This is a genomic window from Paenibacillus sp. TAB_01, from assembly GCF_043945595.1.
Lineage (GTDB): Bacteria > Bacillota > Bacilli > Paenibacillales > NBRC-103111 > Paenibacillus_S.
In genome coordinates, this window is the sequence record NZ_JBIFNP010000001.1 from 2,111,141 (window position 1) to 2,136,129 (window position 24,989).

The 24,989-nt window shown below is 50.9% G+C and carries 29 protein-coding genes, 1 tRNA gene and 1 pseudogene; 18 read left to right on the plus strand and 13 right to left on the minus strand.

What is annotated here, in order from left to right:
- Nucleotides 1-5: 5 nt before the first annotated feature.
- A complete protein-coding gene (locus ACHHV8_RS10130; protein WP_395158164.1) occupies nucleotides 6-368 on the minus strand; it encodes a type II toxin-antitoxin system HicB family antitoxin in 363 nt (120 codons plus the stop codon).
- Between the two features lie 41 nt (nucleotides 369-409).
- Nucleotides 410-634: a type II toxin-antitoxin system HicA family toxin gene (locus ACHHV8_RS10135; RefSeq protein ID WP_395158165.1), complete on the minus strand. Its 225-nt coding sequence runs from the start codon at nucleotides 632-634 to the stop codon at nucleotides 410-412.
- Between the two features lie 149 nt (nucleotides 635-783).
- On the opposite strand from ACHHV8_RS10135, the gene ACHHV8_RS10140 reads away from it, so the two are divergent.
- Entirely contained in the window at nucleotides 784-978 is a 195-nt protein-coding gene (locus ACHHV8_RS10140) for a hypothetical protein (protein ID WP_395158166.1), read from the plus strand.
- On the plus strand, nucleotides 975-1,331 hold the full coding sequence (locus tag ACHHV8_RS10145) for a YolD-like family protein (RefSeq protein WP_395158167.1): 357 nt from the start codon (nucleotides 975-977) through the stop codon (nucleotides 1,329-1,331). Before ACHHV8_RS10140 ends, ACHHV8_RS10145 begins: the two co-directional genes overlap by 4 nt.
- 72 nt (nucleotides 1,332-1,403) lie before the next feature.
- Here the strand turns inward: ACHHV8_RS10145 and ACHHV8_RS10150 are convergent, their stop codons facing one another.
- Nucleotides 1,404-1,574, minus strand: coding sequence for a hypothetical protein (locus tag ACHHV8_RS10150; protein WP_395158168.1), 171 nt, complete (start codon nucleotides 1,572-1,574; stop codon nucleotides 1,404-1,406).
- 283 nt (nucleotides 1,575-1,857) lie between these two features.
- Nucleotides 1,858-1,929, minus strand: a tRNA-Val gene (locus tag ACHHV8_RS10155).
- A 198-nt stretch (nucleotides 1,930-2,127) separates the two neighbouring features.
- On the opposite strand from ACHHV8_RS10155, the gene ACHHV8_RS10160 reads away from it, so the two are divergent.
- The 4 genes from ACHHV8_RS10160 (at nucleotide 2,128) to ACHHV8_RS10175 (ending at nucleotide 4,980) form a co-directional block, all read left to right on the plus strand.
- The gene (locus ACHHV8_RS10160) at nucleotides 2,128-2,964 is read left to right on the plus strand and encodes a hypothetical protein (protein ID WP_395158169.1); all 837 of its coding nucleotides are present in this window, start codon (nucleotides 2,128-2,130) and stop codon (nucleotides 2,962-2,964) included.
- A gap of 130 nt (nucleotides 2,965-3,094) precedes the next feature.
- Complete coding sequence (locus ACHHV8_RS10165; protein WP_395158170.1) at nucleotides 3,095-4,114, plus strand: phosphotransferase; 1,020 nt, start codon at nucleotides 3,095-3,097, stop codon at nucleotides 4,112-4,114.
- A complete protein-coding gene (locus ACHHV8_RS10170) occupies nucleotides 4,111-4,404 on the plus strand; it encodes a DUF1811 family protein (RefSeq protein ID WP_395158171.1) in 294 nt (97 codons plus the stop codon). The genes ACHHV8_RS10165 and ACHHV8_RS10170 overlap by 4 nt, the downstream gene beginning before the upstream one ends.
- A 114-nt stretch (nucleotides 4,405-4,518) precedes the next feature.
- Nucleotides 4,519-4,980 (plus strand): divergent PAP2 family protein, encoded by a 462-nt coding sequence (locus ACHHV8_RS10175; protein ID WP_395158172.1) that lies wholly within the window; start codon nucleotides 4,519-4,521, stop codon nucleotides 4,978-4,980.
- A 90-nt stretch (nucleotides 4,981-5,070) separates the two neighbouring features.
- Here the strand turns inward: ACHHV8_RS10175 and ACHHV8_RS10180 are convergent, their stop codons facing one another.
- The gene (locus tag ACHHV8_RS10180; protein WP_395158173.1) at nucleotides 5,071-6,711 is read right to left on the minus strand and encodes an ATP-binding protein; all 1,641 of its coding nucleotides are present in this window, start codon (nucleotides 6,709-6,711) and stop codon (nucleotides 5,071-5,073) included.
- Between the two features lie 204 nt (nucleotides 6,712-6,915).
- Here ACHHV8_RS10180 and ACHHV8_RS10185 point away from each other — a divergent pair, with 204 nt between their 5' ends.
- A complete protein-coding gene (locus ACHHV8_RS10185; protein WP_395158174.1) occupies nucleotides 6,916-7,140 on the plus strand; it encodes a DUF3892 domain-containing protein in 225 nt (74 codons plus the stop codon).
- Nucleotides 7,141-7,205: 65 nt separating this feature from the next.
- Here ACHHV8_RS10185 and ACHHV8_RS10190 read toward each other — a convergent pair whose 3' ends face one another.
- Nucleotides 7,206-7,949, minus strand: a complete 744-nt coding sequence (locus tag ACHHV8_RS10190; protein ID WP_395158175.1) for an MBL fold metallo-hydrolase — start codon at nucleotides 7,947-7,949, stop codon at nucleotides 7,206-7,208.
- A 381-nt stretch (nucleotides 7,950-8,330) separates the two neighbouring features.
- Here ACHHV8_RS10190 and ACHHV8_RS10195 point away from each other — a divergent pair, with 381 nt between their 5' ends.
- Nucleotides 8,331-8,954, plus strand: coding sequence for a stalk domain-containing protein (locus ACHHV8_RS10195; RefSeq protein WP_395158176.1), 624 nt, complete (start codon nucleotides 8,331-8,333; stop codon nucleotides 8,952-8,954).
- A 104-nt stretch (nucleotides 8,955-9,058) separates the two neighbouring features.
- On the plus strand, nucleotides 9,059-9,358 hold the full coding sequence (locus ACHHV8_RS10200; protein ID WP_395158177.1) for a DUF1292 domain-containing protein: 300 nt from the start codon (nucleotides 9,059-9,061) through the stop codon (nucleotides 9,356-9,358).
- 77 nt (nucleotides 9,359-9,435) lie between these two features.
- Here the strand turns inward: ACHHV8_RS10200 and ACHHV8_RS10205 are convergent, their stop codons facing one another.
- Complete coding sequence (locus tag ACHHV8_RS10205; RefSeq protein ID WP_395158178.1) at nucleotides 9,436-9,852, minus strand: DUF1885 family protein; 417 nt, start codon at nucleotides 9,850-9,852, stop codon at nucleotides 9,436-9,438.
- 156 nt (nucleotides 9,853-10,008) lie between these two features.
- Between ACHHV8_RS10205 and ACHHV8_RS10210 the strand changes: the two genes are divergently transcribed.
- The gene (locus tag ACHHV8_RS10210) at nucleotides 10,009-10,836 is read left to right on the plus strand and encodes an HAD family hydrolase (protein ID WP_395158179.1); all 828 of its coding nucleotides are present in this window, start codon (nucleotides 10,009-10,011) and stop codon (nucleotides 10,834-10,836) included.
- A 102-nt stretch (nucleotides 10,837-10,938) separates the two neighbouring features.
- Here ACHHV8_RS10210 and ACHHV8_RS10215 read toward each other — a convergent pair whose 3' ends face one another.
- Nucleotides 10,939-12,408 (minus strand): aminotransferase class I/II-fold pyridoxal phosphate-dependent enzyme, encoded by a 1,470-nt coding sequence (locus ACHHV8_RS10215; RefSeq protein ID WP_483874877.1) that lies wholly within the window; start codon nucleotides 12,406-12,408, stop codon nucleotides 10,939-10,941.
- A gap of 267 nt (nucleotides 12,409-12,675) precedes the next feature.
- On the opposite strand from ACHHV8_RS10215, the pseudogene ACHHV8_RS10220 reads away from it, so the two are divergent.
- A pseudogene (locus ACHHV8_RS10220) lies at nucleotides 12,676-13,879 on the plus strand (MFS transporter).
- Between the two features lie 54 nt (nucleotides 13,880-13,933).
- On the opposite strand, the gene ACHHV8_RS10225 reads toward ACHHV8_RS10220, so the two are convergent.
- From ACHHV8_RS10225 to ACHHV8_RS10245, 5 genes are all read right to left on the minus strand, one after another.
- Nucleotides 13,934-15,502, minus strand: coding sequence for an IS1182 family transposase (locus tag ACHHV8_RS10225; protein ID WP_395163466.1), 1,569 nt, complete (start codon nucleotides 15,500-15,502; stop codon nucleotides 13,934-13,936).
- Between the two features lie 155 nt (nucleotides 15,503-15,657).
- Nucleotides 15,658-16,356 carry an S-layer homology domain-containing protein gene (locus tag ACHHV8_RS10230; RefSeq protein ID WP_395158181.1) on the minus strand — a complete coding sequence of 233 codons (699 nt, stop codon included), beginning with the start codon at nucleotides 16,354-16,356 and terminating at the stop codon, nucleotides 15,658-15,660.
- Between the two features lie 164 nt (nucleotides 16,357-16,520).
- Nucleotides 16,521-17,282 (minus strand): hypothetical protein, encoded by a 762-nt coding sequence (locus ACHHV8_RS10235; RefSeq protein WP_395158182.1) that lies wholly within the window; start codon nucleotides 17,280-17,282, stop codon nucleotides 16,521-16,523.
- 112 nt (nucleotides 17,283-17,394) lie between these two features.
- Nucleotides 17,395-17,643, minus strand: a complete 249-nt coding sequence (locus ACHHV8_RS10240) for a DUF1054 family protein (protein ID WP_395158183.1) — start codon at nucleotides 17,641-17,643, stop codon at nucleotides 17,395-17,397.
- Nucleotides 17,582-18,040, minus strand: coding sequence for a DUF1054 family protein (locus tag ACHHV8_RS10245; RefSeq protein ID WP_395163467.1), 459 nt, complete (start codon nucleotides 18,038-18,040; stop codon nucleotides 17,582-17,584). The genes ACHHV8_RS10240 and ACHHV8_RS10245 overlap by 62 nt, the downstream gene beginning before the upstream one ends.
- A 272-nt stretch (nucleotides 18,041-18,312) precedes the next feature.
- Between ACHHV8_RS10245 and ACHHV8_RS10250 the strand changes: the two genes are divergently transcribed.
- From ACHHV8_RS10250 to ACHHV8_RS10280, 7 genes are all read left to right on the plus strand, one after another.
- Entirely contained in the window at nucleotides 18,313-19,269 is a 957-nt protein-coding gene (locus ACHHV8_RS10250; RefSeq protein WP_395158184.1) for an ABC transporter permease, read from the plus strand.
- Nucleotides 19,270-19,290: 21 nt separating this feature from the next.
- Complete coding sequence (locus tag ACHHV8_RS10255; protein WP_395158185.1) at nucleotides 19,291-20,169, plus strand: carbohydrate ABC transporter permease; 879 nt, start codon at nucleotides 19,291-19,293, stop codon at nucleotides 20,167-20,169.
- A 149-nt stretch (nucleotides 20,170-20,318) separates the two neighbouring features.
- A complete protein-coding gene (locus ACHHV8_RS10260; protein ID WP_395158186.1) occupies nucleotides 20,319-21,338 on the plus strand; it encodes an extracellular solute-binding protein in 1,020 nt (339 codons plus the stop codon).
- Between the two features lie 28 nt (nucleotides 21,339-21,366).
- Nucleotides 21,367-21,882: a type 2 periplasmic-binding domain-containing protein gene (locus ACHHV8_RS10265; protein WP_395158187.1), complete on the plus strand. Its 516-nt coding sequence runs from the start codon at nucleotides 21,367-21,369 to the stop codon at nucleotides 21,880-21,882.
- A gap of 203 nt (nucleotides 21,883-22,085) precedes the next feature.
- Nucleotides 22,086-23,123 carry a response regulator transcription factor gene (locus ACHHV8_RS10270; protein ID WP_395158188.1) on the plus strand — a complete coding sequence of 346 codons (1,038 nt, stop codon included), beginning with the start codon at nucleotides 22,086-22,088 and terminating at the stop codon, nucleotides 23,121-23,123.
- On the plus strand, nucleotides 23,124-23,666 hold the full coding sequence (locus ACHHV8_RS10275; RefSeq protein WP_395158189.1) for a hypothetical protein: 543 nt from the start codon (nucleotides 23,124-23,126) through the stop codon (nucleotides 23,664-23,666).
- Entirely contained in the window at nucleotides 23,656-24,975 is a 1,320-nt protein-coding gene (locus tag ACHHV8_RS10280; protein ID WP_395158190.1) for a cache domain-containing sensor histidine kinase, read from the plus strand. The genes ACHHV8_RS10275 and ACHHV8_RS10280 overlap by 11 nt, the downstream gene beginning before the upstream one ends.
- The last annotated feature ends 14 nt before the right edge of the window (nucleotides 24,976-24,989 follow it).

Here is a 24,989-nt window from a genome sequence, read left to right on the forward strand (position 1 = left end):
TTTTGTTACCGGCTTAACTTATAAAGCAGATACTGATTTAATGAGATACCTTCTTGGTCGGCCTTAAATGCCAATTGCTGATGCAGCGATTTAGGAAGCCTAAGAAGGATCTTTCCGCTAAACTCCTCCTGCGGCTCGGGGATCGGGTCGCCGTGTTCTAACTTGATTTCGATGTGATCCTTTAATACCTCTTGAAGCTCCGAATAGGCTTCCTCCCATGTCTCCCCGGACGTATGGCACCCGTCTAATTCTTTTATATTGGCCCAAAAGTACGGCTTACCTTGATCCTCGACGTGACGGATTTGGAAGGTATACGGCAGCGATAAATAATATGCAGCATCTTTTTGATTTTTCATAAGTTTAGGCATAAGATAAAGGGAGAGGATAGGGGGAGGGGATTGCTCCCCTCTTAGTGTCCTAACCTTTTGAGCGCGTCTTTCACAGCCTCCGGGTTTACCGGGCTTTCGCGCTTCACTGTTGTGAGAAGTCCTTGAGCATTTCGGAAGTGATGATGTGAGCCGCGAACTCTTATCTCACTATATCCGGCATGTTCGAGGACTTTTTTCACTTCGTGGAAGGTTATCCCCTGATAACTCCTTCTCATCTTTTCGATGAGCTTCTCTATCTTTGCCATGTCTCAGCTCCTTTCATATTTATATGATATCATATATAGTATCACTTTGCAAGAAAAAGTTACCAAAGCAAATATCACTTCATACTTGAATATAGAACCTGTGTTCGCATATAATAGGAACAAATGTTCTGTATTGGAGGCGAACAGGTATGGAAAAGTACATCGGGAAAACAATTGAAATCATTTATCTTGGAGGCGACGGACGGATCACGCAGCGGCAGATCGAGGTCAAATCCGTAGTAAATGGCACTGTTAAAGCACGGTGTCTCCAGCGAAATGCGCCGCGAGTGTTCCGAATAGAAAATATTCTCGCGGCGCAGCAGGTAAGGAAGGAGGCATCATGAAGCCGAATAAGTTGACGCCAGGAGCTAACGTTTTTTGGGAATCGAGCCGGATAATCCTACCGCAGCACAAAGGGGCCGCGATCAGGCAGGCGGAAGAAGCACGGAAGCAGAGTAAGCCGGAGCTGATGGAAGAAGAAGAACAGGAAATGTTCGGCCGGTTAAGTGCGTCAAAGGCGAACACTCTGGAGGTTACGATTACAGTTTATGGAGAATACGAAAACCGGCAGATACGGGGCATCGTAACGGGTCTGGAGGCGCGGCATCGGCTCATCAAGCTTCAAGCCGGGTATGATTGGGAGCTGATAGAATTTAAAGACGTGATTCACGTTGACTTGGACGGCTTTATCGATTGAAGACGCGCCGCGGGCCGTCCGGAAGAATAAACAGCAAAAAGCCTCCCTTCACCGGGAGGCCCTTTTTGCTGTTTAGCCTTTAGCTTTTAACTTGGCTTCTTTCCGGGCCTGAGTTTTTGCTAAAGCGTCACGGCCTTTTTTGTCTAATATCTCATCTGCTACCTTGCTGTATTTAGCCGTTTTAATTATGAAGATTCCGAACAGCAAAATTAAACCCAAAACAATAGACGCCCCTAAAATCATATGTCCCGATCCTCCTAGTAAAAAGTCGATTGCAGGCAGATAGAACGCGAGCTATTTCGTAGTATCACCAGTTTAGTATATATTTCCATCTAGCTTGCTGTCTATACAGGAGGAAAAGTTTTTGGGGTAGTTGAATAGCTTCTGTTTAGGTTTTAGTCTTGCATGTTTAATACCATTGTTTATCGTTAGTGCGTTGGCAAATGGTTGGCAGCGGCAATAATTTGGAGATATCCCAAGTGGCAATAAAAGCAAAAAACCCTTATATATCAAGGGTTTTTCTGTATGACCTGTGCTGGGTTCGAACCAGCGACCCCTACCCTGTCAAGATAGTGCTCTCCCGCTGAGCTAACAAGTCTTATTGTTTTCGCCGCTCGTTCCCGGCGACATGTATTAATATATCAGGACGCTGAGAGATTGTCAACAAAATCTTAAAAAAAGTTTTTGGGCCTTGATGACTAGGCGGAACAGTCTTTTTTTGTAAACTTTGGGAGGCGGGCAAACGGGCCCTATGTTATAATACATGCATATCATTTTCATAGAAAGAGGGTTCATGATGAAAGAGTTTCAACGTTCTTTTCAACCGGTGCCCATGCACATGCAGCAGGATGAGAGCGAGGCACTTAACGTGGATTGGGGATCGAACGAATGGGGAACCCACCGCTTCCATATCCGTCAGCTGCTGGAACACAGCTTGGACCTGCTGCCTGTGAAGGAGAAGGCGGTTGTATTAGGTGCCGGTAATCACGGCGATGTCGATCTGCCGGCTCTGGCAGAGCATTTTACCCAACTGACCGTACTGGACACCGAGGAGAATGCGATTGAGGAGGCGTTGGGGCATCAAGGAACGGCTTCCGGCACAATTCAATCGCTGACCCGGATGGATTACACGGGACTGGATCAGATTCAATTCTATGAAACATGGGAAGAAATGCTGTTGAATCAAGCCCCTGCCGCGGAGATGGCGGCCTACATCCGGGACAGCGCCTTCCAGGCCAGACGAAGAGAGGCGCTTTCCGGATTGCGCGGGAGCTTTTCCCTGGTCGTATCTAGCGCGGTGCATACCCAGCTGTTCTATGTGCCTGCACTGACTCAATTCGCCGGCTATGCTGCCCAGTACGAGCAGAGCGAGGTGCGCCAAATTGTAGATGCGCTGACCTATCTTCGCAACAGTCTTGTAGCGGATTATAACCGGTTGCTTATCTCCCTGCTTAAGCCGGGCGGCCGTATCGTTATGTGGTCCGACATGATCCGGCTGGATGAGGCTAATCAATCTCTGCTTGAGGGCTTATATGCGCTGAAAACGGAGGGAGAGCGGATCAGCTACCTGTTCAAGGCGTTCGGTCAATACGGGATGGAAGCGGCCGTTCTGGGCCTGAAAGGGCCTGCATGACCGGCTGCTTCCGCAAAACCAGATGTTCAAATGCTGGGTATGGCTGCAAAGTCCGGAAAAGCAGTATGTTACAGCCGGATTTTCCGCAGCTCTGCGCAGTTGAGGCAGTAACGGGAGGAAACTTTGCACTGTGACGACAGATGAAAAGCAGCAGCAGCTGCACGAAGTGCTGCAGTTCTATTTTGATAATCAGGCATGGCGTTTAGAGAAAAAGGAGAGCGGGGTCAATAACACGACCTTGTTTGTGTACTATCAAGAGGACGGCTATGTGCTGCGGATATACGACAACCACGAGGACGAGAATAAAGTCAAATTCGAGCTGGCCGTTCTCGAACAGCTGCAGCGTTGCCGCTTATCCTTTCAGACTCCGCGGCCCGTCAAAACCCGCGCAGGGGACAGCTATGTCCGTCTGCGCTCAGGGAAGCTGGCCGTTCTTTTCCGCTTTATCGAAGGGGAGAGGGCCGAGTTAGATAATGCGGCTCACGTCTTTGAAATAGGCCGGGCTATGGGGGAGCTAGTGACAGCTCTCGCCCAGGTACAGGTAGTCCAGGAGGCGGCCTATGAGCCGTACTATGACCTGGAGCAAGTCCATTCTTTAGTGACGCGAGCGAATCGGGAAAACTGGCTCAGCAGCCTTCAGGGCGGCCCGCTGGCCAAGGAAGCCTCGCTGTTTCAGGCAGAAGTTCAGCGGCTGGAGGACAAGCTGCCCGAGCTGAAGCAGCTGCCGGTGCAGCTGGTGCATTCCGACATCGTCGGCGGCAATATTATCGCCAGGGGCGGCGAAGTATCGGGGATTTTGGATTTCGAATTCGTTACGCCTGACCTGCGGGCGATGGAGGCCGCGGTCTTTCTGAATGAGCTTATCCGCTGCCACGGCGGACGCTGGGAGCTGGTGGAAGCCTTCGCCGCGGGCTACGGCTCGACCGGAAGCTTGGAGATGAAAGAGGTGGAGGCGCTGCCTCAGCTTATTTTGCTCCGCAGTCTGGTGCTGTGTCTGCATTTCTTGGGACGGCAATGGGCGATTGGCGATCAGAAGAACAACCCGGAGACGTTCCTTGCCAGCTTCGGACAAGTTCATGCTTGGCTGGAGCGCAACCGGAGCCGGCTCGCGGAGCTGCTGCGGACCCATATAGGAGGTGAGCGGATATGAAAAAGCTGTACAGCCAAATGTCTCCGGAAGAGCTGGAGGCGGAGATGAACGAAATTATCGAAGCGCTGGAGCACGCTGAATTTCCGAGCCATAAGGAACAGCTGGAGCGTAAATATTATACGGCGAAGGCTTATACGCTGAATCCGGCGGACTTTCCCCCGGGACGTTATGCTGTAGAGGGCCATGAGGAGCCTCTGGAGCTTCAATACGTAAACGGCATGATGGGTTGGGGCGTTCAAGGCAAAGACCCGGAAGCGAGCTTTCCTTTGTCTATGCTGTCCAAGCTGTAAATTTCTGTGCGGATGCGAAAACAGGACAGTTGCTGTGTCTTGAAGGATTTGGACTTACCGTTCAGCATGCATAGAAACAACTTGGTTTATGAATGATATAACTGAGGTGATTGGATGAACCGAGGTTTTATCACCGCGCTGACCACCATAGGTCTCGCACAAGCCTTGAAGGTGCCTGTACACTATAGTCAGACAGGGAAATGGGACTGGTGTGAAATGATAAAAGCCGGAGGGATGCCAAGCTCCCATTCCGCCGGAGTCACCGCACTTGCCACTTATGTAGGGTTTAAAAAAGGGGTCTCTTCCATTCATTTTGCCATTGCCAGTATTCTGAGCGTAATTGTTATGTATGATGCCATGGGGATTCGAAGGCAGGCCGGCATTATCGCGACGGAAGTGAACGAGCTGGAGGAAGCGGTAGGCTTTCTCGCCGAGCAGCATCCGGAGCTGGTTCATGAGAAGCGCGGGAAGCAGCTGGAGGAAAAGCTTGGCCATCTGCCGGAAGAAGTTCTTGCAGGTGCTATGCTGGGGATCTGTACAGGCGCATTAAGCTACGCGATGGAAGTTAAAGCCTGAAAGCTAAAACAAGCTCTTACAAGCTCGAGAATCCGAGCCCTAAGAAGCTTGTTTTTCTTTTAGATGCGATCTAGATACGGCAATTCGTCACTAAACGGATACATGATGACCGGCTTCTTTTTCCTTGAGAATAATCCGTGATGGCGTATCCTCTTCCACGGTAGGCACGGTAATAATAAACTTAGTGCCTTTACCCGGCTCGCTCTCGACTTCCATCGTGCCTTCATGGTCCTGAACGATTTTATGGCAGATGGATAAGCCTAGGCCCGTTCCGGAATCTTTCGTTGTGTAGAAGGGAAGGAAGATTTGATCCAGCTCCGATTCGGGGATGCCGTTGCCCGTATCTTCAATTTCAATGACGCCGTGATCCTCGGAGGTCGTCAGCTTGATGCGGACAAAGCCTTGATCCGGCATCGCTTCAAAAGCGTTCTTGATCAGATTGAGCAGAAGCTGAAGCATTTTATCCTGATCCATCAGCATATATACGGGCTCCGCCGGCGTATCGAAATCAATCTGATGTCCCAGACGGGTGGATTCCGAATCCAGCAGCGAAATGACTCTTTGAATGCATTCTTGAATGGAATGTACCTTGAACTGAGTTACATGCGGCTTAGAGAATTGTAAAAATTCAGCTGTCAGCATACTCATTCGCTTGATCTCATCCATGATTAAATCGTACCAGGGCCGGATGTTGTAGTTATCGGCTTTGGAGAGCTGCAAGAATCCTTTGATCGTGGTCAAGGGATTGCGGATCTCATGAGCCATGCCGGACGCCAGCTCGCCGACAACACGCAGCTTCTCGGAACGAAGCATATGCTCTTCCCGCTTGAGCCACGATTCTCTTTTCATATCGTACAGATTGCGCTCCGCATTAAAGATAAGATCGTCCTTCGTTAAGCCGTCTTCAGGATAAAAGGCCAGCCCGTAGTTGATTTCGATGCCGGTCAGCTTGGGGAATTCGGAAGCCAGCAGTAAGGAGATGCTGCTCTTGGACTGCTCAATATCCGTTGCCTCGAGCACGATCGCGAACTCGTCGCCGCCGTAGCGGCAGATGACCAGCGCCTCGGGAAACATAATTCGCAGCAGCTGGGCCGCCTGTTTCAGAATCCGGTTCACTCCGTGGAAGCCGTTCGTCGTATTCAGCGACTTCAAATCTTTGCAGTCCATCAGGACTAGCAGAACAGGGCGCTGCATATGAACCAAATGCTCAAGCTGGCGATGGCACTCCTCGTAATTGTACAAGCCGGTCAGGGCATCGTGGGTGCTGAGATGCTTTTTCTCGTTATCCAGCAGCTGGGCCTGGCTGACCATCAGGTGAATATAGCGGTAAAAAAGGATCGCCAGCACAAAGCAGCCGAACGAGCTGAAAATCAAAGAGAACACGGTGTAGGATTCCATTTGGATGTAGGTGCAGGAGACCACGGCGTAAAGCAGCGTATATAGAAAGCTGATCGTTGTGGCCATGGATATCGTACGGATTCGATAAAATTGCTTGCCCATTTGGGCCAAATACAGCGGAAGACACCAATCCATGACGCTGATCCGATGGAAAACGACGAGAAGCACGATCTGCAGTAAAGTAAAAACGACATTTTTCCTTTCAAGAAAATGAGAGAGTATGTATAGAAGTCCGGCCGTGACGAGAAGATAGGGGGCCGCGGTTTTTTCGAAATAAATGGACGAAGCGCATATGACGGAAGTGTAGACGATTAATACCCAATTATAGCTCATGCTTTCATACTCCTTATCACAAAGTCAAAGTTAGGAATGAAAGAATAATAAATGAAATTCTCTACGTTCATAGCAAATCCTGCAACTCGGCCCGGAATTTGTTGGAAGCATGTATAAAATATTCTTTAGGTTCTAAATATAAGTTCGTCGGCTCCGCTGCAATTCAGTCAGCCGATGTCCAAAATCGTAAGGAGGAATGTCCCGATGCGTGAAAATTTTATAGCTGTGCAAAAAAATGGCGACGGCGATATCACAGCCTTCAAAACGTCAAGCGGCCGTGTACTCCAGTATGATCAGGCGCTTCAGGAAGTCCGGAGCGGAAACATTGAAGGCGTAAACGTTTTCAAAGGAAGAGACGGTGACTTCTATATTCGCGGAGACGCCGATGGAGATCCGACGAACAATCTGGATCAGCTTCCCGGTTTTTAAAAAAGCAGATGATCTCCGTGAACAGATACAGCAAAAACCTGATCTCAAGCCGAGATCAGGTTTTTTTATGGAAACTCATACAGGCGGTGCTGTTCGATGAACGTCATATGGCCTGTTTTGCCTGCATAGCTGTCTTTGGCATCGTCGTAATGCATAAGCAGAACCTGCTTCTGCACAGGCTCAGGCAATGTCAACAGCTCGTCGAGGCTGGCATGCACATGGCCCGGCGAGGCAAATTGGCAGTCGTGAAGAATATATTCGCATTGCCCGGTTTCATACAAATGAACCAGCAGCGAGTAATCGAATTGCGTATCCGCGCTGTAAAACACCTTGTCATTCAGCAGCATGGAGAAGCTGGGCTTGCCGGGAATATGCTTGGTCGGGATCAGCCGGACGCTGAGGCCGGGGAAAAGCTCCACAGCCGTCTCAGGGGCTAACGCAACGACATCGAAATAATCGTTAAGGTTATCTAATCCTTCCGCGGTATTCTCGAGCCCGCCTCTTAAGCAATGGTTCCACAATAGACTGAGCACCGGAACGGGAACGAACAGCTTGATCCGCTTCTGGTACGTATATTTCAGCCGGAAGGCAAACTCTTCCAACCCGCCCACATGATCTGCATGAATATGAGAGATCAGAATGCCGTCGATCCGATCCAATGAAACGTCCAGGGCGTGCAGAGCCCTGGGCGCCGTTGCCCCGCAATCCAATAATAAGGTAAAGCCGTTACTGTATATCAATGCGTTGTTATTAAAATATTTTTTTGAAAAGGCACTTCCTGTGCCGATCATTTGGATTTGCAGACTCACGCGCAATCCTCCGCTCTTCGTTCCAACGACGCTATAAATCAATTTAAATCTATCATGCTTTAGACATTTTTTTCAAGAACTTTTAGCGGCGGAGCCTAAAATGCCGTCTGTGCCTAGCGGAGCGGAAAGCCGCGCGAGAGAAGGCATTCTGTATATTCAGAGCCGGTCTTGCGGCGCGGATAGCGGTCGTGAGAATAGTAGCGGGCCCGTTAACGTCCAGCATATTTTGTATGAATTTGTTGAAAGGACAGCTTTTTTTACTAGATCTAGTTGAATTTTTTATTTTTTTTCCGTTTTAAAAGAAATCTGCGCAACTCTTGCCAACCATTGGAGTATAAGATTAAAGAAGACTCAGAACAAGACATGATGGAGGTTACAGAAATGAAAGTACCACGGCTTCGGGTGCTAACGCTGGTGCTCTCGCTTTCGCTGTTCGGAACGGCGGGAACGCTTGCCAGCTCTATGTGGGGCGATTATGAAGGATTCAGCAAAATCAAAATGGTTGTCAACGATGTGGAGAAACAAGTCGCCGAGGGCGATACGCCTGCATTTTTGATTAAAGGCAATACGGTGTTTCCTGTAAGAATGTTGTCCGAGTCGCTTCAATCGCTGGTTCGGTGGGATAATAATACGAAGACAGTCTCCATTTACAAGCCTAACGTACATATGTTTGTCGCAGAGAAGGTGAATGACGACTATTCCATTAAATCGCCGTTTGGACGCGTACCGAAGGGCAAGAAGATCGATTTTGCGGTGTTCGCTCAAGTGGACAGCATGAAGACGCCTTTCTATTCTTTCAAGATTGCTATCGAGACGCCGAGCGGAGAACAAGCTGTAGCTCCTCATGAGAAAATCGTCAACGGGCAGAAGGAAAACTTCTGGTATCCATGGCCGTTCAGCGTGGATTTCAGCGAAGCGGGCGAGTATGTCATCACTTTCTCGATCAAGCTTGATGAAGGCGGAGACTACACCGTCGTTTCCAAAAAGGTGATTGTATCCGAATAATTCGGGGCCGTCATGTGCCTAAAGCCCTACTTACGTTGACCCGAAAGCATGAAACGTGTTACGATACAGGGGAAAAACATTACATAATGAAATGAGGTTTTCCCATGAGCGATCACGTTCACGGACCCGATTGTGATCATGACCACGACCATGACGATGATATTTTCATTGTAACTGATAAAGATGGCGTAGAACACGAGATGGTTATGGTGTATACTTTCGAGGCGAATGACCAGCCTTATGCAGTACTGCTGGATCGTAACGATCCTGAGGCAGACGGCGTTATTTTCCGGATCGAAGAAGAAGACGAGGAAGCTTTTCTTGCGAGCATCGAAGACGAAGAAGAGTGGGACCGCGTCGTTCAAATCTACAATCAGATTGTGGAAGAACAAGAAAAAGAATAGTCCTGTAAGGAAAAACCCTTCTGTTGAGAAGGGTTTTTCGCTTGTGAGCCGGACCTGTGCCTGCGAAGGGGCTGGGGTTATTTTCTCGGGTTGAAGTACATAACGCGGCCGTTAAACAAATGAAGCTCGGCCTTCCACAGCTTGGCTAAATATTTGCAGAATTCATTGCCTTTGGCCTTGTCGCCGTGCGTGCAGTCATCGGGGAGCACAACCTGAACGAAGCTTCTGGCAGCTCCGTCCGGCTCGGTGCCGGTTCCCATAATAATATATTTATACAGCGGATTCGTGCCTTTGAGGTAAAACCATTGGTTCTCCGCTCCCGGCTTGCTCTCAATCGAGTACGGAAAGCCGGCCTCGTCGTAATCCCACCCGAGCTGCTTGCCGGTTAGCGTCAGCTGCTCCTTGTAGTGCAGCAGCTGCTGTTTGAGTTCTTCTAACGAAAGAGTAGGTAGGGTAGAGCCGTCGACAAACTTGATATATGCGCTTTGCGCCATAAGAGACACCTGCCTATAAATGGACTGGAAAGGTTTTCATAGGAAGAGATTGGATTCCATGACCATCATAGCACTTTTGCCGACGAATTGACAATACGAAGCCTTGATTCATACACGCCTCATGGGCTGGAGGACGGAGAGGGGAAGAAATTGTTTATGACAGAGAAGAAACTGGCCGGCTATATGCTGGTGACGGATATGGACGGCACGCTGCTGGACAGCGGCAAACAAATCAGCGGGGAGAATCGTGCCGCGATTGAGCGGTTCGTTGCTCAGGGGGGATTATTCACCCTGGCGACCGGACGCATCGCCTCATCGGTACAGCGTTATGCGGACACACTGCCGCTGTGCGCCCCGGCCATCGTGTATAATGGCGCGATCATCTATGATTTCGCGCAGGGGAAGCCGATTTGGCAGCGTACGCTAGATAAGGAGCAGGCGATTCCGGCGCTCAAGCGGCTGATGGAGCGTTTTCCCGAGCTGGGCGTGGAGGTATACAGCGGGGAAGAGCCGTATTTCCTGAAGGAAAACGGCATGACGGACCATCACCGGAGAATGGAGCACTTCACGAGGCCGCTGACCCCGAACATAGAGGAGCTGACGGAGCCCTGGTTTAAAGTGCTGACCGCCTGGGAGCCTGCGCGGCTCGATGAAGTCCAGAATTACGTGATGGAGTATGAGTCGCATTTGACTTGGGTTAGGTCTGACGACAAGTATTTGGAGATCCTGCCGGATGGCGCCACCAAGGGCCATGCTTTGGAGCATTTGATGGAGCTTACCGGAATCGAGAGGGACAAATGCATCGCTATGGGAGACCATCTGAACGACCTGGAGATGATTAAGCGGGCGGGAATCGGCATTGCGGTAGCGAATGCCCATGAGCTGCTGCTGGAGGCGTCCAACCGTACGTGCTGTCATCATAACGAGCATGCGCTGGCGGATGTTATCGGCTGGCTGGAGCGCGAGGCAGATCAAGGGAAGTAACGAATGGCGGATTAAGGCGTAAAAGCAAAGCCTCTTTCTTCAAACGAACCGTTTGAGGAAAGAGGCTTTATTTTATTTATGCACACATTCGGATAGAAAGGTCTAGAAAATCGCTTGGGTTTCCACGATGACCTTTACATTTTCTATGCTCCGGTCTTCCGGGCCTTTTACCGGCAGGCCGACGTCCACATGCTCGGTAATGTAATCGATCAAATCCTGCGAGATGACTTCACCCGGCAGCAGGATCGGGATCCCTGGAGGGTAGACATAGATGAATTCGGCAATGATCCGGTCGGCCGATTCCTTGAACGGAATTACCTCGGTATCGCCATAGAACGCATCGCGCGGCGTCAACGTAAGCTGCGGAATTTTCGGCACCTTGATCACCAGCTCCGTAGCGGGACGCACATTGTAGTTTTGGCTGGACAGCTCGCGCAGCGCGTTAAGCAGCGTATCGATGTTCTCCTTGGTGTCGCCTGGCGTAACGAGGCACAAAATATTGTACATGTCGCTAAGCTCGACTTCAATGTTGTAATGGTCGCGCAGCCAGTTTTCCGCATCGTAGCCGGTAATGCCCAGATGTCTGACGTGAATGTTCAATTTGGTCGGATCATGGTCGTAGGTCGCTTCCGTTCCGAGAATATCTTTGCCGAAGCAGCTGAGCCCCGGAATTTCATTGATCGCTTCGCGCGCATGCTGGGCCAGCTGGATTGCCTGCTCGGCCAGACGGGCGCCGTTCAGGGCGAGATGACGGCGGGCCGTGTCGAGGGAAGCGAGCAAAATATAGGAAGTAGAGGTCGTCGTCAGCATACTGATGACGGTTTTTACCCGGCGCGCATTGATCCGGCCTTCTTTTACGTTCAGCACGGAGCTCTGCGTCATGGAGCCGCCGAGCTTGTGCACACTGGTTGCCGCCATATCCGCGCCGGCTGCCATGGCCGACATCGGCAGCTTGTCGCTGAAATGAATCAGTACGCCGTGCGCCTCGTCTACGAGCACCGGCATATTGTAGCTGTGCACGAGATCGACAATCTCTTTGAGATTGGCACAGACGCCGTAATACGTAGGATTAATGACCAAGACGGCTTTGGCGTCAGGGTGACGCTCCAGCGCTCTTTTGACGGAACGGGTCGTGATGCCGTGGTCGATTCCCAAATTTTCATCGCGTACCGGAGAAATAAAGACAGGCTTCGCACCGGCGAAAATAATGGCAGCCATAACGGATTTATGTACGTTGCGGGGGACGATAATTTTGTCGCCTTCCGAGCACACGGTTAAAATCATAGTCATGATGGCGCCGCTCGTGCCTTGAACCGAGAAGAAGGTATAATCGGCGCCGAACGCGTCGGCAGCAAGGAGCTGAGCTTCCTCGATGACGCCGGTCGGTTGGTGAAGGTCATCCAGCGGTGCTATATTAATAAGGTCGATGGACAGTGCGTTGTCCCCGATAAAGGCGCGGAACTCCGGGTTAATCCCGACTCCTTTTTTGTGGCCTGGAATATGAAACTGAATGGGGTTGCGCTCTGCGTGGTGTTTCAAAGCAGAGAACAAGGGAGTGCGATGATGATCCACTGTCATCCCTACCTTTCTGTAGACTGAAATTAGTTTTAACCAAACTCTTTCTACTCTACCCATATTTCGACAAGGATGCAAGCGGTTTTTATAAACCTTTTGTTAAATTTATATATGTTTCTGAAGGGGAAGTCCCGCTTGACGGGGCGAAAGGAGAGACAGGGATGGTTTTGTCGATTTTGTTAATCTTCAGCCGATTATTTCCATGAAGAAAAAAGTTATGTTAGTATATCAGTATCTATATTATTGGGAGGCTTTGAACGTATTATGAAAAAACAGCTGGCCATCATTGCGGTACTGCTGATGACGATATTTGTCGGATTCGGTATTATTATTCCTGTCCTTCCCGATGCGATTACCGGGTCAGGAGCCAGCAGCTTTCATCTTGGCATGCTGCTCTCCGTTTATTCGCTGGCATCCTTCTTAATGTCACCTGTGTGGGGAAGTCTCTCGGACCGCATCGGCCGCAGACCGCTGATTATGATCGGAGCGCTGGGCTTCAGCCTCAGCTTTTTCTTGTTTGGCATTGCCGGCGATAACCTTGTATTAATGTATGTGTCCCGCATCCTGGGCGGGTTGTTCTCCGGAGCGGCTACGGCTTGCGCGGTGGCGTATGTGGCGGATATTACGACCGAGGAAAACCGGACCAAGGGAATGGGGCTCGTCGGTATGTCCATCGGACTCGGATTTATATTCGGGCCGGCCTTCGGGGGCATTTTGAGCCAATGGGGGTACCGGGTCCCGTTCTTCACTTCTTCGATTATCGCTTTGGGCACGTTTGCGTTCGCTTTCTTGATGCTGCCTGAATCGTTAAGCGAAGAAAAGCGCCGCAAGCCGCAGGAGGCCAAGCCTTCGCGCTGGTCGGCCTTCGTCGGATCGGTAAAATATTTGTATGTGCTTTCGTTCTTCGTCTCCTTTACCCTGGCAGGGCTTGAAGCGACGCTGCTGCTGTTCGAGAAGGACAAGATCGGAGCGACCTCGCTGCAGCTCGGCATCATGTTCGCCGTAAGCGGAGTGGTGGGAGCCTTGATTCAAGGAGGCGTCGTCCGGCGCTTCATTAAAAGAGGCGATGAGACGAGGGTCATCGGTCTCGGACTGGTCTTGTCGGCCGTCGGCTTCGTGCTCATTCTCTTCTCGTCGAGCATGGTAACCGCCTCGATCTACTTATCGGTATTCGCTGCAGGCAATGCGCTGATCCGGCCTTGCGTCACCTCGCTGATTACGCAAAAAACGAAGGTCGGACAAGGCGTCGCCTCCGGGCTCAGCTCGTCCATGGACAGCCTGGGGAGAATTAGCCGGTCCATTGCTCGGAGCGGGCATTTATCAGTACAGCCAGCAACTGCCATTCTATATCGGCGCGGTGCTGTCATTGGCTGCGCTGTATCTGCTGAACCGGTTTATCGCTGCGGACAAGGAGACACGGTCACTTAGCCAGCTAATTGCATTAAAAAAGAGGGTGTCCCAAAAGTAAATTTGGAGACACCCTCTGGAACAAAATAAGATGACATTCGAAAAAACCAAGGAGCTATGCGATCTGTTCTCGCTTAGCTCCTTGGTTTTTGGTATCTATTGCAGCTTTCTTAAGTAGATTGTGGGCAAGGGAAAGCCACCCGACCTCCAGACTTACTTTTGGTAAGCCACGAAGCAGAAATCTTCTAAATCCTCTGTTGTGTTTCATATCACCAAACACAGGCTCCGGCTCGATCATGCGCCTCACTGCCAGGGCATAACCCTCTTCACTGCGGAGCTTTTGCCTTGCTTGGCCCTTTAGCCGCAAATACTTCATGCTGACTTTGATCTCACGGTTACCTTGGGCCTTCGTACACTGTGGTTTCAGCGGGCATTCCTCACAGCTGGTGCTTCGGTAATGCCTGTGTTCGATTTCATACCCACTTTCTTTTTTTTCCTTACTTACCCTACGAAAATGGAGCGGTTGTCCGGCTGCGCATGTCCACGTGTCTTGCTCGCTGTTGTAGGTCCAGTTGTCGATCTTACTGATGTCCTTTTGCCATGCCTTGCTTTTTTCGCGATGGTACGTGCTGTACTTTACAATGGCTTCGACTTTGTTCTGCTCCAAATAGTCATAATTCTCCTCACCGCCATAGCCCGCATCAGCGATGACGGTGTGTGGCAGCTTGCCGAACTGTGATTTTATTTTCTCCAGATGAGGGATGAGGCAGCGCGTATCGGTCGGCCGCTGGTGAACGCTGTAGCCGAGAATGAATTGATTTTCAGTGCCAATCTGTACGTTGTAACCCGGCTTGAGCTGGCCATTTCGCATGTGGTCTTCTTTCATTCGCATAAATGTGGCGTCATGGTTCGTTTTGCTGTAGCTGTTTCGATTTCCTAAGATGATCTCATGTGTCTCATACTTTTGGAGCCGCGGAAGCAAGTCCTTGCGGAGCGCACGCACCGCCTTCTTTAGCGGTTTATCTTTAGGCTTCTCCTGCAGGCGCTCTTCCAACTGCTTGACGGCATGTGCCAGCTTTTCACTTGTGATGGCAGATGACTCTCCCAGCTCGTGAAGATCCCTGCCCTCATGTGCTCCTTCTTCTTGCCTCTCAGCTTCTTCAATGGCGGCGAACAAGGTCTGGACTTTCTCCTGGAGCTTGGCCTTGTGCTTCACGACAGCCTTTCCCCAAACAAACGTATAGCGGTTGGCATTGGCTTCGATCTTCGTGCCGTCCACAAAGTAATGCTCCAACTGCACATAGTTCTCCTCTGCGAGGAATTGAAGAACGGCCGTAAACACAGTCTCCAGTACAGTTTTCATTCGTTCCGAACGAAAGCGGTTGATGGTACGAAAGTCCGGGCGCTGCCTGCCTGCGATCCACATAAACATGATGTTTTCACGGACAGCCTTGGCAATCTGGCGAGAGGAGTAGATGCGTTGTGTGTAGGCATAAATGATGACTTTGGTTAACATCTTGGGGTGATAGCTATCTCGTCCGCCTCCGGGGTAAGCGGCGTCGAAGATAGCGGCGTCGAGACGATTGACGGCAGTGTTTACAACGCGAACGAGGTGGTTTGCTGGAATGTCCTCTTCTAAATCCATTGGCAGGCAAAGTTGATCCATGGTATATTGAATGTACAAAAGAAACCTCTCCTTTATGTGAATGGTGGGTGGTACTTCCATTTTACCAAAGGTAGGTTTCTTTTTGTTGTACAAAATGAGAGGGCGTCCCTCAGTCATTTAATGACTTATGGGACACCCTCTTTTTTGTGGAGATGTCCGCTGGCACGGGGACGCTACGAAACGGAGGCGTCGATCAGCCGGTAAATGACGGCTGCGGCTTCGCCGCGCGTCATTTTCTGATCGGGGCGGAAGCTGCCGTCCTCATAGCCGTCAAACAGCCCGGCTTGCTGGACGGCGAAGATGGCATCGCTTGCCCAGTAATCCTCGGGGATATCGGCGAACGAAGCATCCTCTGCGGGGGGAAGCATTTCGCTGCGAGACAGGATAGCCGCGATCTCAGCCCGGGTAATGGTCGAATCGGTCCGGAAGGTGTGGTCCGGATACCCGTTGATCAAGCCATATTCGACCGCGGTAATGATGTAGCCTCGATCCTCTTGGCTGCTATCGCCGAGGTCGGTAAATTCCGACTCGGTATTATTGGATAGAGGTAGCCCCTTGGATTTGACGAAATAGCGCACAAATTCGGCGCGTGTAATATTTTGATTCGGTTTGAAGGACAACGAGCCGTCCTGTGTATTCTTGTAGCCGTCAAGAAATTGTTTGTCGGACAATGCCTTGATTTCTTTCTCCGCCCAGTGGCCTTGAATATCATTAAAGGCTGCGGCGGCTCCGCTGTCTGCCGCATAGACGGCTGCGGCGGCCTGCACCGTGCCGAAGCCTTTCCCGTTATCATAGAACAGCTCGCCTCCGGCTGCGATGGCAAGTCCCAGGAGCAGGAGAGAGATACGGCGTAGCTTCAATTGGAGCTGCATAGGGCACCAGCTTTCCTTGGGGAATTACTCCAATTATAAACGATAATCATGACAGAAGTGTGAAAAAACTAACAAATTTTTTACTTTGTTCGACAAATAACCCAAAGAAAAAACCGCTCCTTCGTGAAAGAAGGAACGGCTTCTCTGGTTACATAGGCGGCGTCTTACGATTTAGGTTTGCTCTTGTCGGGAACGGAATCGTCTCCGCGTTTGTGATCGACTATTTTTTCGATCCGCGGCGTCAGCTCTTCTTTAATTTTGGCAATCAGCTGATCCCGGCTTATGCCTTGGGCCTGAGCGATCTCTGCCAGCGATTTGCCCGCTTTCAGCTGGGTTTTCAGCTGCTCCTCGGTGATATTCAAGAGGGAGGCCAGCTTATCCGGTGCAGGCAGTACGGCCTTCTTCATGCCATGGCCTTTGCCGTGGAAAAAGCCGAGTCCTTTATGGTTCACCATAAATTTAAGGTGCTTGGCCATGCCTTTTTTCATTTTCTCCGCCTGCTCGGCAGTCAGCTTGCCGGATTTGACGGCTGCGTCGATTTTCGCGGCGCGTTCCGTCTGCAGCTTGGCGATCAGGTCCGCTTCGCCGATGCCTTTTTCCTTGGCGATCTCTGCCAGCGACTTATCCTTCATGGCCGCAGCCAAGGCATCCTTATCCATGCCGAGAATCGCGGCGGCCTCTTCGGTCAGCGCCATTTTCGGGCCGAACCGTCTTTCGCCCTCCTTGCCTTCGAAAGGCTTCATCTGCCCTTCGTGCTTCCACTGCTTAGCGCCGTTCTTTTGCCCGTCTGCTGCCTGCTCCTGAGCCCCTAAGCTCTCGGTTGTTTCGGCTTGAGCCTTTTGCTGAGCCGCATACAATGTACCTCCGCCAAGCAAGAGGGTGAGCGCAAGGCTGGTGGCAACCATCTTTTTACTATAAAGCTTCATCGTGTCAATCCACCTCTTTCTTTCAGGCTTGGTATGTGGGATATGTAACCAACTATAGGATAGACAGGAATGCTTAAGGATATCTAAATTCAACCTGAAGCTTACATTAAAATTATTCGCCGACTCCGGCTGCGTCCATGGCGATTTGATACAGCGGCATTAAGGTGCGGACGGTTTGCTCCGCCAGCTCGAGGAACGCTTCGCCGTCCGATACCACCGGCTGGTCCGAGCCTAACTGCAGGCCGATCAGCAGCTCGGCTTTCTTAACGTCGCGGAACCGGGTCAGGGCGGCTTCCAGCTCATCCTCCGTCATCCCGCGAAGCGTTTCGGCATCCTTCTTCATATGATCGAACGAAAGCATATATGGCTCCGGCAGCAGGCTTCTCCATTCCGGCAGGCGGTTCGAAGAAACGCTGGGCAATGAGCTGCTTGTTCGGGAGCTCGTAGATGAGCGCGAGCCAGATGAAGACCCGGTCCTCAAACAAGCCGACCTGAAAATGAGGATACTGCTTGTAACCGCGTTTGTTGTGGCACACCGCCATCCAGGTGTCTACGGGAGCGTTGACGGTGCGGCGGGCATGCTTGGCGATATGCAGAAACATTTCTGTTCCTGAGAGCAGTGCGGCTTCGTGAACGAGCCTTTCGCCGATTGCTTTAAATTTAGGCTGAATCCGCGACTGAATGCCCTCCATGCGGGCTTCAAGGCCGGGAACGGTAAATACATCGAAATCAGTCTGTGTAAATCCTTCAAAGGTCATTGTGGTCACAGCAGGTCCTCCTGACAAATCTTCTTATTATATATGTGTATACGGGGGCCGCGATCATGCGGAATATCCTTGCTTGGATAATGCTACTATAGCATACGATGAGGGGAGAGGTGAACAAGCAGGGGGATTTTGTCGATCTATGGGACCTTACCTAAAAAAAACACAAGCGGGATGAAAGGGATTCCATTGTTGCGGCGGCCGATTCCGATTAGGATATAAATAGTCAAGAGGTACATTGCAGACGATAAAAAGGAGGGACCGGTATGGCAAGCAAAATTCAAGCAAGCGACCAAGTGGGCTATCGTGCGGTCACGAAAAAAAGCTTGTTAAGCTTTATGTGGAAATATAAAGCGCTTTATTTGATTTCGTTGCCGGGCATTATTTATTTCATCATTTTCAAATACGTTCCGCTGCTCGGTTCGGTTATTGCCTTTCAGGATTACAACATGTTCCAAGGATTTACCGGAAGCAAATGGGTAGGACTGGAGCATTTCAAGCGGATGTTCGCGCATTACGACTTCCTCAATATTTTGAAAAATACGCTGCTGCTGGGGCTTTACGATTTGATTATCGCGTTTCCCGCCCCGATCGTCCTGGCGCTGCTGCTAAACGAGCTAAGGCTGGTGCTGTATAAGCGGATTCTGCAAACCGTCGTATATATGCCGCACTTCTTGTCCTGGGTTATCGTCGCCGGGATCGGCGTAGGCGTATTGTCCCCGTCGACAGGGATCGTGAACCATTTTATCCAATGGCTCGGACATGAACCGATTTACTTCCTGGGCGAAGAATCTTACATCCGTTCCGTGCTGATCGGATCGGGGATTTGGCGGGATTCCGGATACGGGACGATCATTTACCTAGCGGCGCTGGCCGGCATTAATCCCGATCTGTACGAAGCGGCCGAGGTGGACGGCGCGAACCGTTGGAGACAGACCATATCCATTACGCTGCCTTCTCTGCTGCCGACCATTATGATTTTGTTCCTGCTGCATATCGGGAAGTTCTTGGATCTGGGCTTCGAGCGCGTGTATGTATTCTTGAATCCGTTGAACCAGAACAGCGGCGAAATTTTGGATACGTACATTTATAAGGCGGGCTTGCAGGGACAGCAGTACAGCTATACGACTGCCATCGGATTGTTTAAATCGCTGGTCGGCCTCGTATTGATTGTCATCGGTAACATTTTCAGCAAAAAAACGACGGGCGAGAGCCTGTATTAAGCGGCAGGGAGGTGAACGGTTGTGAGGAGAGTAAGTACAGGACAACAAACATTTAACGTGGTAAACTTGGTGTTCTTGACGGTGTTGGCTTTAATCATGTTCCTGCCGTTTCTGAACGTGCTGGCCCAGTCGTTTAGTTCGTCGGAAGCGGTTATTAACGGAAAGGTTTTCTTCATTCCGGTTGAATTTACATGGATTAATTATCAATATGTGTTTAGCGACGCCTCGATTTGGAGATCGTTCGGAGTAACGGTATACATTACGGTGGCGGGGACGCTGATTAACCTGATCGCGACGGCCTCGCTGGCGTACCCGGTATCCAGACAGGAATATGTCGGACGCAAATATGTCGTGATGCTCGTGCTCATTACTATGGTGTTCAGCGCGCCGCTCATTCCGAACTTCATTCTGATGAAAAACTTGCATTTGACCAATTCCTTATGGGCATTGCTGCTGCCCGGCGCGATCAGCGCATTTAACTTCTTCGTTATGAGAGCTTTCTTCATGCAGATCCCGCCGGAAATTATCGACTCGGGACGCATCGACGGCTGTTCCGAAATGCGAATGATTGCGAGCATCGTGCTGCCGTTGTCCAAACCGGTGATGGCATCTCTAGGGATTTTCTACGCGGTAGGCCACTGGAATACGTATATGGCTGCGCTGTACTATTTGAACAAACCGGCTTTGTGGCCTCTGCAGGTAAAGCTGAACCAGCTGATCGCGGCTGACGACATCAATATCGACCCGTCCGCATCCCAATTCAGCACGCTGGCCCATTCGAATCCGGAGGGCATTAAGATGGCTACCATCATTATCGCAACGATTCCGATTGTCTTGATTTATCCGTTCCTGCAAAGACATTTCGTCAAAGGGATGATGATCGGTTCGGTGAAATCGTAATCGGCGAATTCTAAAAAAATGACAACCGGAGCCAAAGTCATTCCATTGTCGACAAGGTCCAGTCCTTTTACAATGAAGCTACTATGAAAGCGCTGTAAATCATTTTCTAGAGCTTTTATACAAACTTACACAGAAGAGGGGAATTAGCAATGAAAAAATGGATGAAGGTTGGTATGGCTTCCGTGCTTGCGGCAACTGCGCTTTCCGCATGTGCGAAATCGCCGGAAACGCCTGCAGCCGACGGCGGCAAAGGCAACGAAAAAGCTAAATTTTCGATATCGATGCGTACGCTTGCCTTTAACTACGTAGAAAAATCGCCAAATATCAACGAAGATAAATGGGTCAAAAGGCTCGAGGAAAAAACGAATACGGACCTGGATATCGTTCTGGTGCCGCATAAAGAGTTCGAGCAAAAAATGGCGCAAATGTTTGCGACCAACGATATCCCGGATGTCGTACAAGGCAGCGGCGGCATCGCCGGTAAGGAAATGGCGGGCTCCGTACAGGCAGGCGTGTTTATGCCTCTGGACGATCTGCTGCAAAAATACGGCCAAAACCTGCTGAAAAAAATTCCGAAGGAAGCTTGGGCTTCGCAAACGTATCAAGGTAAAATTTACGCGATTCCGGAATTCCTATCGAACCCGTCCCGCCGCGCTACGGTTATCCGTAAAGATTTGCTGGACAAAGCCGGACTGCCGGTGCCTAAGACGGTTGACGAGTACTTAAACGTGCTTCGCAAGTTTAAAGAGATGGGCGTGGAGAATCCTTACCAAGGCCGTGAAAACTTCAAATACGCGGATACGTTCTTCGGTCCTTACGATGTGTACCCGTACTTGTCCATGATGATGCAGCAGGGCGATCAAGTCGTTCCGAAGTTCTTCAACAGCGAGAACATGATGAAAGCGCTGCAGACCTATAAAACGATGTTTGACGAAGGCTTGATCAACAAGGAATTTGCGACGATCAACCCGACCACGTACAAAAACTCGATCCTGGCCGGCAAATCCGGGATCTGGTCGATGAACGCGAACGAAGTGCTGCAATGGGAGCAGCAGCTGAAAGCGACCGTGCCTACGGCTAAGCTGGAAGTGATCCCGTCTCCTGTAGGTCCAGGACGGCAAAGGCGGCTCTTACCTGTACAACTCGGTTACCCGTGCTTACTTCATTAACAAAAATGTGAAAAATCCGGAAGCGATCGTGAAATTCTTCGACTGGATGCTCTCCGATGAAGCCGAGCAGTTCTTCACCTTCGGCGTCGAAGGCGAGAACTATACGATGGACAACGGCAAAATCAACTACAAAGCGCCTACAGATCCGCAGGCGGTCGATGAAGAGCGTTACCGTCAAGCATTCTTGTGGATGGTTCAAGACACGACTTATAACAAAGGCACGCTGAGCTTGTCCGAAGATGGTAAGAAGCTGATGAATATTTATGATACAATATTGGCAAAAGAAGGACGTGACGGTATCCAATTCGCTCCGCGCTTGGACGCTTACGTGAAGAACCCGGACATTTCGCCGGAATCCGACTTCGCCGCACCGGTGATCCTGCAGCATATGGTCAAAATGGTGTACGGCAAAGAGCCGATTTCCGACTGGCCGAAAGTTCTTGAGGAATGGAAATCCAAAGGCGGAAATGACGTTATTAAAGAAGCGACAGAGAAATTCAATAAAAAAGATCCGAATGTGACGATCAGCATGCCGCGCCGCTAAGTTGAAATGAACTCAAGCGCAGGTTAGCAGCATTCGCCCAAAAGCTCCTCACGCTTAAGCGGCGTGGGGAGTGCGTTTTTAACCGCACAAGCGGGGAAGAACGCGCTTTATTAGCGAAGCACCGCTGCATCCGCTTGTGCGGCCGCTCATGTTCAACTGCCTCATTCAGAGGCGGATCTTAATTACATCCAGGGGGCGTTTCTATGTACAGAATTTTGATTGCAGACGATGAACCGATGATCCGCAAAGGCTTGGAAAAGCTGGTCGGGCAGTCCGGGCAGCCATTGGCGAGCCTGCGGCTGGCCGATAACGGATTGGAGGCGCTGCGGCAAATTCGTGAGGAGCGTCCCGATTTTTTGTTCACCGATATTCGCATGCCGAAGATGGACGGTCTGGAGCTGTGCCGTCAAGTATCCGAGATGGATCCGGATATCCAGATTGTCGTCGTGTCCGGCTATAACGATTTTGAATATGCGCAGAAATGTCTTTCCTACGGCGTTAAGGAGTACCTGCTCAAGCCGGTCAGCAAAAAAGCGGTGGAAGGCGCGCTGTCCAAGCTGGTGAGCCTTCACGCGAAGCAAAAGTCGCAAGCCTTCGTTTCCGTGAAAAAGCTGGAGCAGTGGGCGGTTCAGGCCGAGGAAGCGATCTGGTCGCTTCAGCAGGAGGCGCTGCAGGCTGTCATGGCTGAGGCGAAGCAGGAGCTGTCCTCGTACCGGCTGAAGCTGAGCCACCTGGTGGATGTGCTGGGCGAGTTCTCGGCGCTGTTAAATCAGAAGCTGAACGTTCGCGATGTATTCACCTTTACCGAGCGGCTGCAGCTGCATGACGTAGCCGGCGAAGAAGAAGCGTGGATCCGGTTTGAGGCGAGCCTCGAGCTGCTGCTGCAGGATTTGAAAATCAAGCGGAAGGGCAAGCTGAAGGACCCCGTGGAGGAAGCGAAGCAGTATATCGAGGATCATCTTGCGGAGGACGTATCGCTGGAGGAGGTTGCCGAACGCATCGGGCTGAACGCTTCCTATTTCAGCCAGCTGTTCAAGCAGTCCACGCAGGAGACGTTCGTACAGTACCGGACCCGCCGGCGGATTGAGCTCGCCAAGAAGCTGCTGGCTCAGCCGCATTACCGGATTACGGATATATCGGGCGAAGTCGGCTATGCGGATCATCCGCATTTCACGAAGACGTTTAAGAAATATACCGGTTTTTTACCGTCCGAATACCGCCACAAGCTGGGGATCGAATAAATGAGAAAACGTTCGCTCTCCGCACAAATTTTCAATTATTTTTTAATTGTGATCGTGCTCTCCGTCGCCTCGCTGGGCGTTGTTTCCTACCTTCAGTCTTCCCGTGCGCTGGACCGTCAGGTTGAGCAGTATATGGAGCAGATGATCGAGGGGGCCGCCTATCAGACGGACATTTATTTGCAGACCTACGAGCTGCTGAGCAACTCGTTCTCATCGAACTCCGATGTCAGAGCCTTCTTCGAAATCGGGGCGAACGATTCCTATGAATACTATTATTATTCGGAGCAAATCAAGAGGTTTGCGCTGAGCTCCGTCCAGTCGATCGTGACGCTGTATAAGCAGCTCAACGCGATTTATATTGTCGGCCAGCAGGGGCGTTCGGTAATCTACGACAATCAGAATTTCTTGATTCAGGATACGAGTATGGTCAGCGATAAGTACAACCAGCTCACAAGCGAGACGCCGAGCAACGGCAAAATTGTGCTGCTCGACATGAGCCTTCGTCCGGAGGACCAGCGGGACGGTCGTGACCATGGCCCGTAAGGTGCGGGGAGCGGCTTACGACGAGTTCAAAGGCATCGTGGCCATCGAGTTCAAGCTTCAGGAGCTGGCGAAAATTTGGGACCGCGTCAACATCGGGAAAGAAGGCTACTTCTTCATTCTGGATGAGAGCGGGCACGCCATTTATTTGCCGCCGAATGTTAATCCCGGAGAGGAAGCACTTAAGGAGCTGTCCGACCGGTTGAGTACTAGCGACAACAAGGTGTTCACCTCCAAGTTCAATGGCGAGAACCGGATGTTTGTCGCGCGCCAGTCCGATTATTCCAAGTGGCAGCTCGTCGTGTCCATGCCGGTGCAGGAGCTTCGCAAGCCGATCTCGACGATTCGCACGACAACTATTGCGGTAGGGGGGATCGTGCTGGTGCTGGCTCTGTATCTTGCTTACCGGTTCGGACGCTCCATTCTGGCTCCGATTCGGGAACTGAAGGACAGCATGCGGGAGACGGAGAAAGGCAACTGGCAGCACATTGAGGAAATCGGCCGTACCGATGAAATCGGAGGCCTGATTCACAGCTACAATCTGATGGTCACCCGGCTGTCGCAAATGATCGACAAGGTGTATGCAGCCGAGCTCCAGCAGCAGAAGGATGCGCTGCAGATTCAGGAGGCGGAGCTGGAGCGGCACCGCGCCGAATTCCAGACGCTGCAGATGCAGATCAATCCGCACTTCTTATATAACACGCTCGAGACGATCAACTGCTACGCGATCGTGCAGGATTCGCACGAGATCACCGAAATGGTTGAGGCGATGGCCTTTATGCTGCGGTATTCGATTCAGACGAATCTGGAAGAAATTACGGTGGCGAACGAATTAAACCATGTCCGAAACTATATGATCATACTGCAGCATCGCATCGACCGCGAGTTCGAGATCGAGGTCATCATACCGCCGAGCCTGCTGCTGGAGAAAATGGTCCGGCTGACACTCCAGCCGGTTGTGGAAAATATTTTCCAGCATGCCTTCCCGAACGGCATCGAGCCGCATCATTATATCCAGATCGACGCCCGCAAAGGGGACGGACTCTTCCAGGTTATCGTGGAGGATAACGGGGCCGGGATGGCGCCGGAGCGGCTGCAGCAGCTGCAGGAGCGGCTGAAGCTGAACCGCTTGTCCGACGAGGAGTTCGGCAAAGGGAGCGGGCGGCGCGGTGGAATTGGTCTCATGAACGTCCATCGGCGCATCCAGATGGTCTTTGGAGAACAGTATGGTCTGCAGGTGGAGAGCGTTTGGGGACAAGGAAGCCGTATGATTTTAAATATGCCTGAGCTGTCAAATCAAATGAAAATATAATCATGGGAGGAATT

Bases quoted from the DNA above. Each gene is read 5' to 3' on its own strand.
- ACHHV8_RS10130 (WP_395158164.1), bottom strand. From the start codon at position 368: ATGCCTAAACTTATGAAAAATCAAAAAGATGCTGCATATTATTTATCG.
- ACHHV8_RS10135 (WP_395158165.1), bottom strand. From the start codon at position 634: ATGGCAAAGATAGAGAAGCTCATCGAAAAGATGAGAAGGAGTTATCAG.
- ACHHV8_RS10140 (WP_395158166.1), top strand. From the start codon at position 784: ATGGAAAAGTACATCGGGAAAACAATTGAAATCATTTATCTTGGAGGC.
- ACHHV8_RS10145 (WP_395158167.1), top strand. From the start codon at position 975: ATGAAGCCGAATAAGTTGACGCCAGGAGCTAACGTTTTTTGGGAATCG.
- ACHHV8_RS10150 (WP_395158168.1), bottom strand. From the start codon at position 1,574: ATGATTTTAGGGGCGTCTATTGTTTTGGGTTTAATTTTGCTGTTCGGA.
- ACHHV8_RS10160 (WP_395158169.1), top strand. From the start codon at position 2,128: ATGAAAGAGTTTCAACGTTCTTTTCAACCGGTGCCCATGCACATGCAG.
- ACHHV8_RS10170 (WP_395158171.1), top strand. From the start codon at position 4,111: ATGAAAAAGCTGTACAGCCAAATGTCTCCGGAAGAGCTGGAGGCGGAG.
- ACHHV8_RS10175 (WP_395158172.1), top strand. From the start codon at position 4,519: ATGAACCGAGGTTTTATCACCGCGCTGACCACCATAGGTCTCGCACAA.
- ACHHV8_RS10180 (WP_395158173.1), bottom strand. From the start codon at position 6,711: ATGAGCTATAATTGGGTATTAATCGTCTACACTTCCGTCATATGCGCT.
- ACHHV8_RS10185 (WP_395158174.1), top strand. From the start codon at position 6,916: ATGCGTGAAAATTTTATAGCTGTGCAAAAAAATGGCGACGGCGATATC.
- ACHHV8_RS10195 (WP_395158176.1), top strand. From the start codon at position 8,331: ATGAAAGTACCACGGCTTCGGGTGCTAACGCTGGTGCTCTCGCTTTCG.
- ACHHV8_RS10200 (WP_395158177.1), top strand. From the start codon at position 9,059: ATGAGCGATCACGTTCACGGACCCGATTGTGATCATGACCACGACCAT.
- ACHHV8_RS10205 (WP_395158178.1), bottom strand. From the start codon at position 9,852: ATGGCGCAAAGCGCATATATCAAGTTTGTCGACGGCTCTACCCTACCT.
- ACHHV8_RS10210 (WP_395158179.1), top strand. From the start codon at position 10,009: ATGACAGAGAAGAAACTGGCCGGCTATATGCTGGTGACGGATATGGAC.
- ACHHV8_RS10230 (WP_395158181.1), bottom strand. From the start codon at position 16,356: ATGCAGCTCCAATTGAAGCTACGCCGTATCTCTCTCCTGCTCCTGGGA.
- ACHHV8_RS10235 (WP_395158182.1), bottom strand. From the start codon at position 17,282: ATGAAGCTTTATAGTAAAAAGATGGTTGCCACCAGCCTTGCGCTCACC.
- ACHHV8_RS10240 (WP_395158183.1), bottom strand. From the start codon at position 17,643: ATGCTTTCGTTCGATCATATGAAGAAGGATGCCGAAACGCTTCGCGGG.
- ACHHV8_RS10245 (WP_395163467.1), bottom strand. From the start codon at position 18,040: ATGACCTTTGAAGGATTTACACAGACTGATTTCGATGTATTTACCGTT.
- ACHHV8_RS10250 (WP_395158184.1), top strand. From the start codon at position 18,313: ATGGCAAGCAAAATTCAAGCAAGCGACCAAGTGGGCTATCGTGCGGTC.
- ACHHV8_RS10260 (WP_395158186.1), top strand. From the start codon at position 20,319: ATGAAAAAATGGATGAAGGTTGGTATGGCTTCCGTGCTTGCGGCAACT.
- ACHHV8_RS10270 (WP_395158188.1), top strand. From the start codon at position 22,086: ATGTACAGAATTTTGATTGCAGACGATGAACCGATGATCCGCAAAGGC.
- ACHHV8_RS10275 (WP_395158189.1), top strand. From the start codon at position 23,124: ATGAGAAAACGTTCGCTCTCCGCACAAATTTTCAATTATTTTTTAATT.
- ACHHV8_RS10280 (WP_395158190.1), top strand. From the start codon at position 23,656: ATGGCCCGTAAGGTGCGGGGAGCGGCTTACGACGAGTTCAAAGGCATC.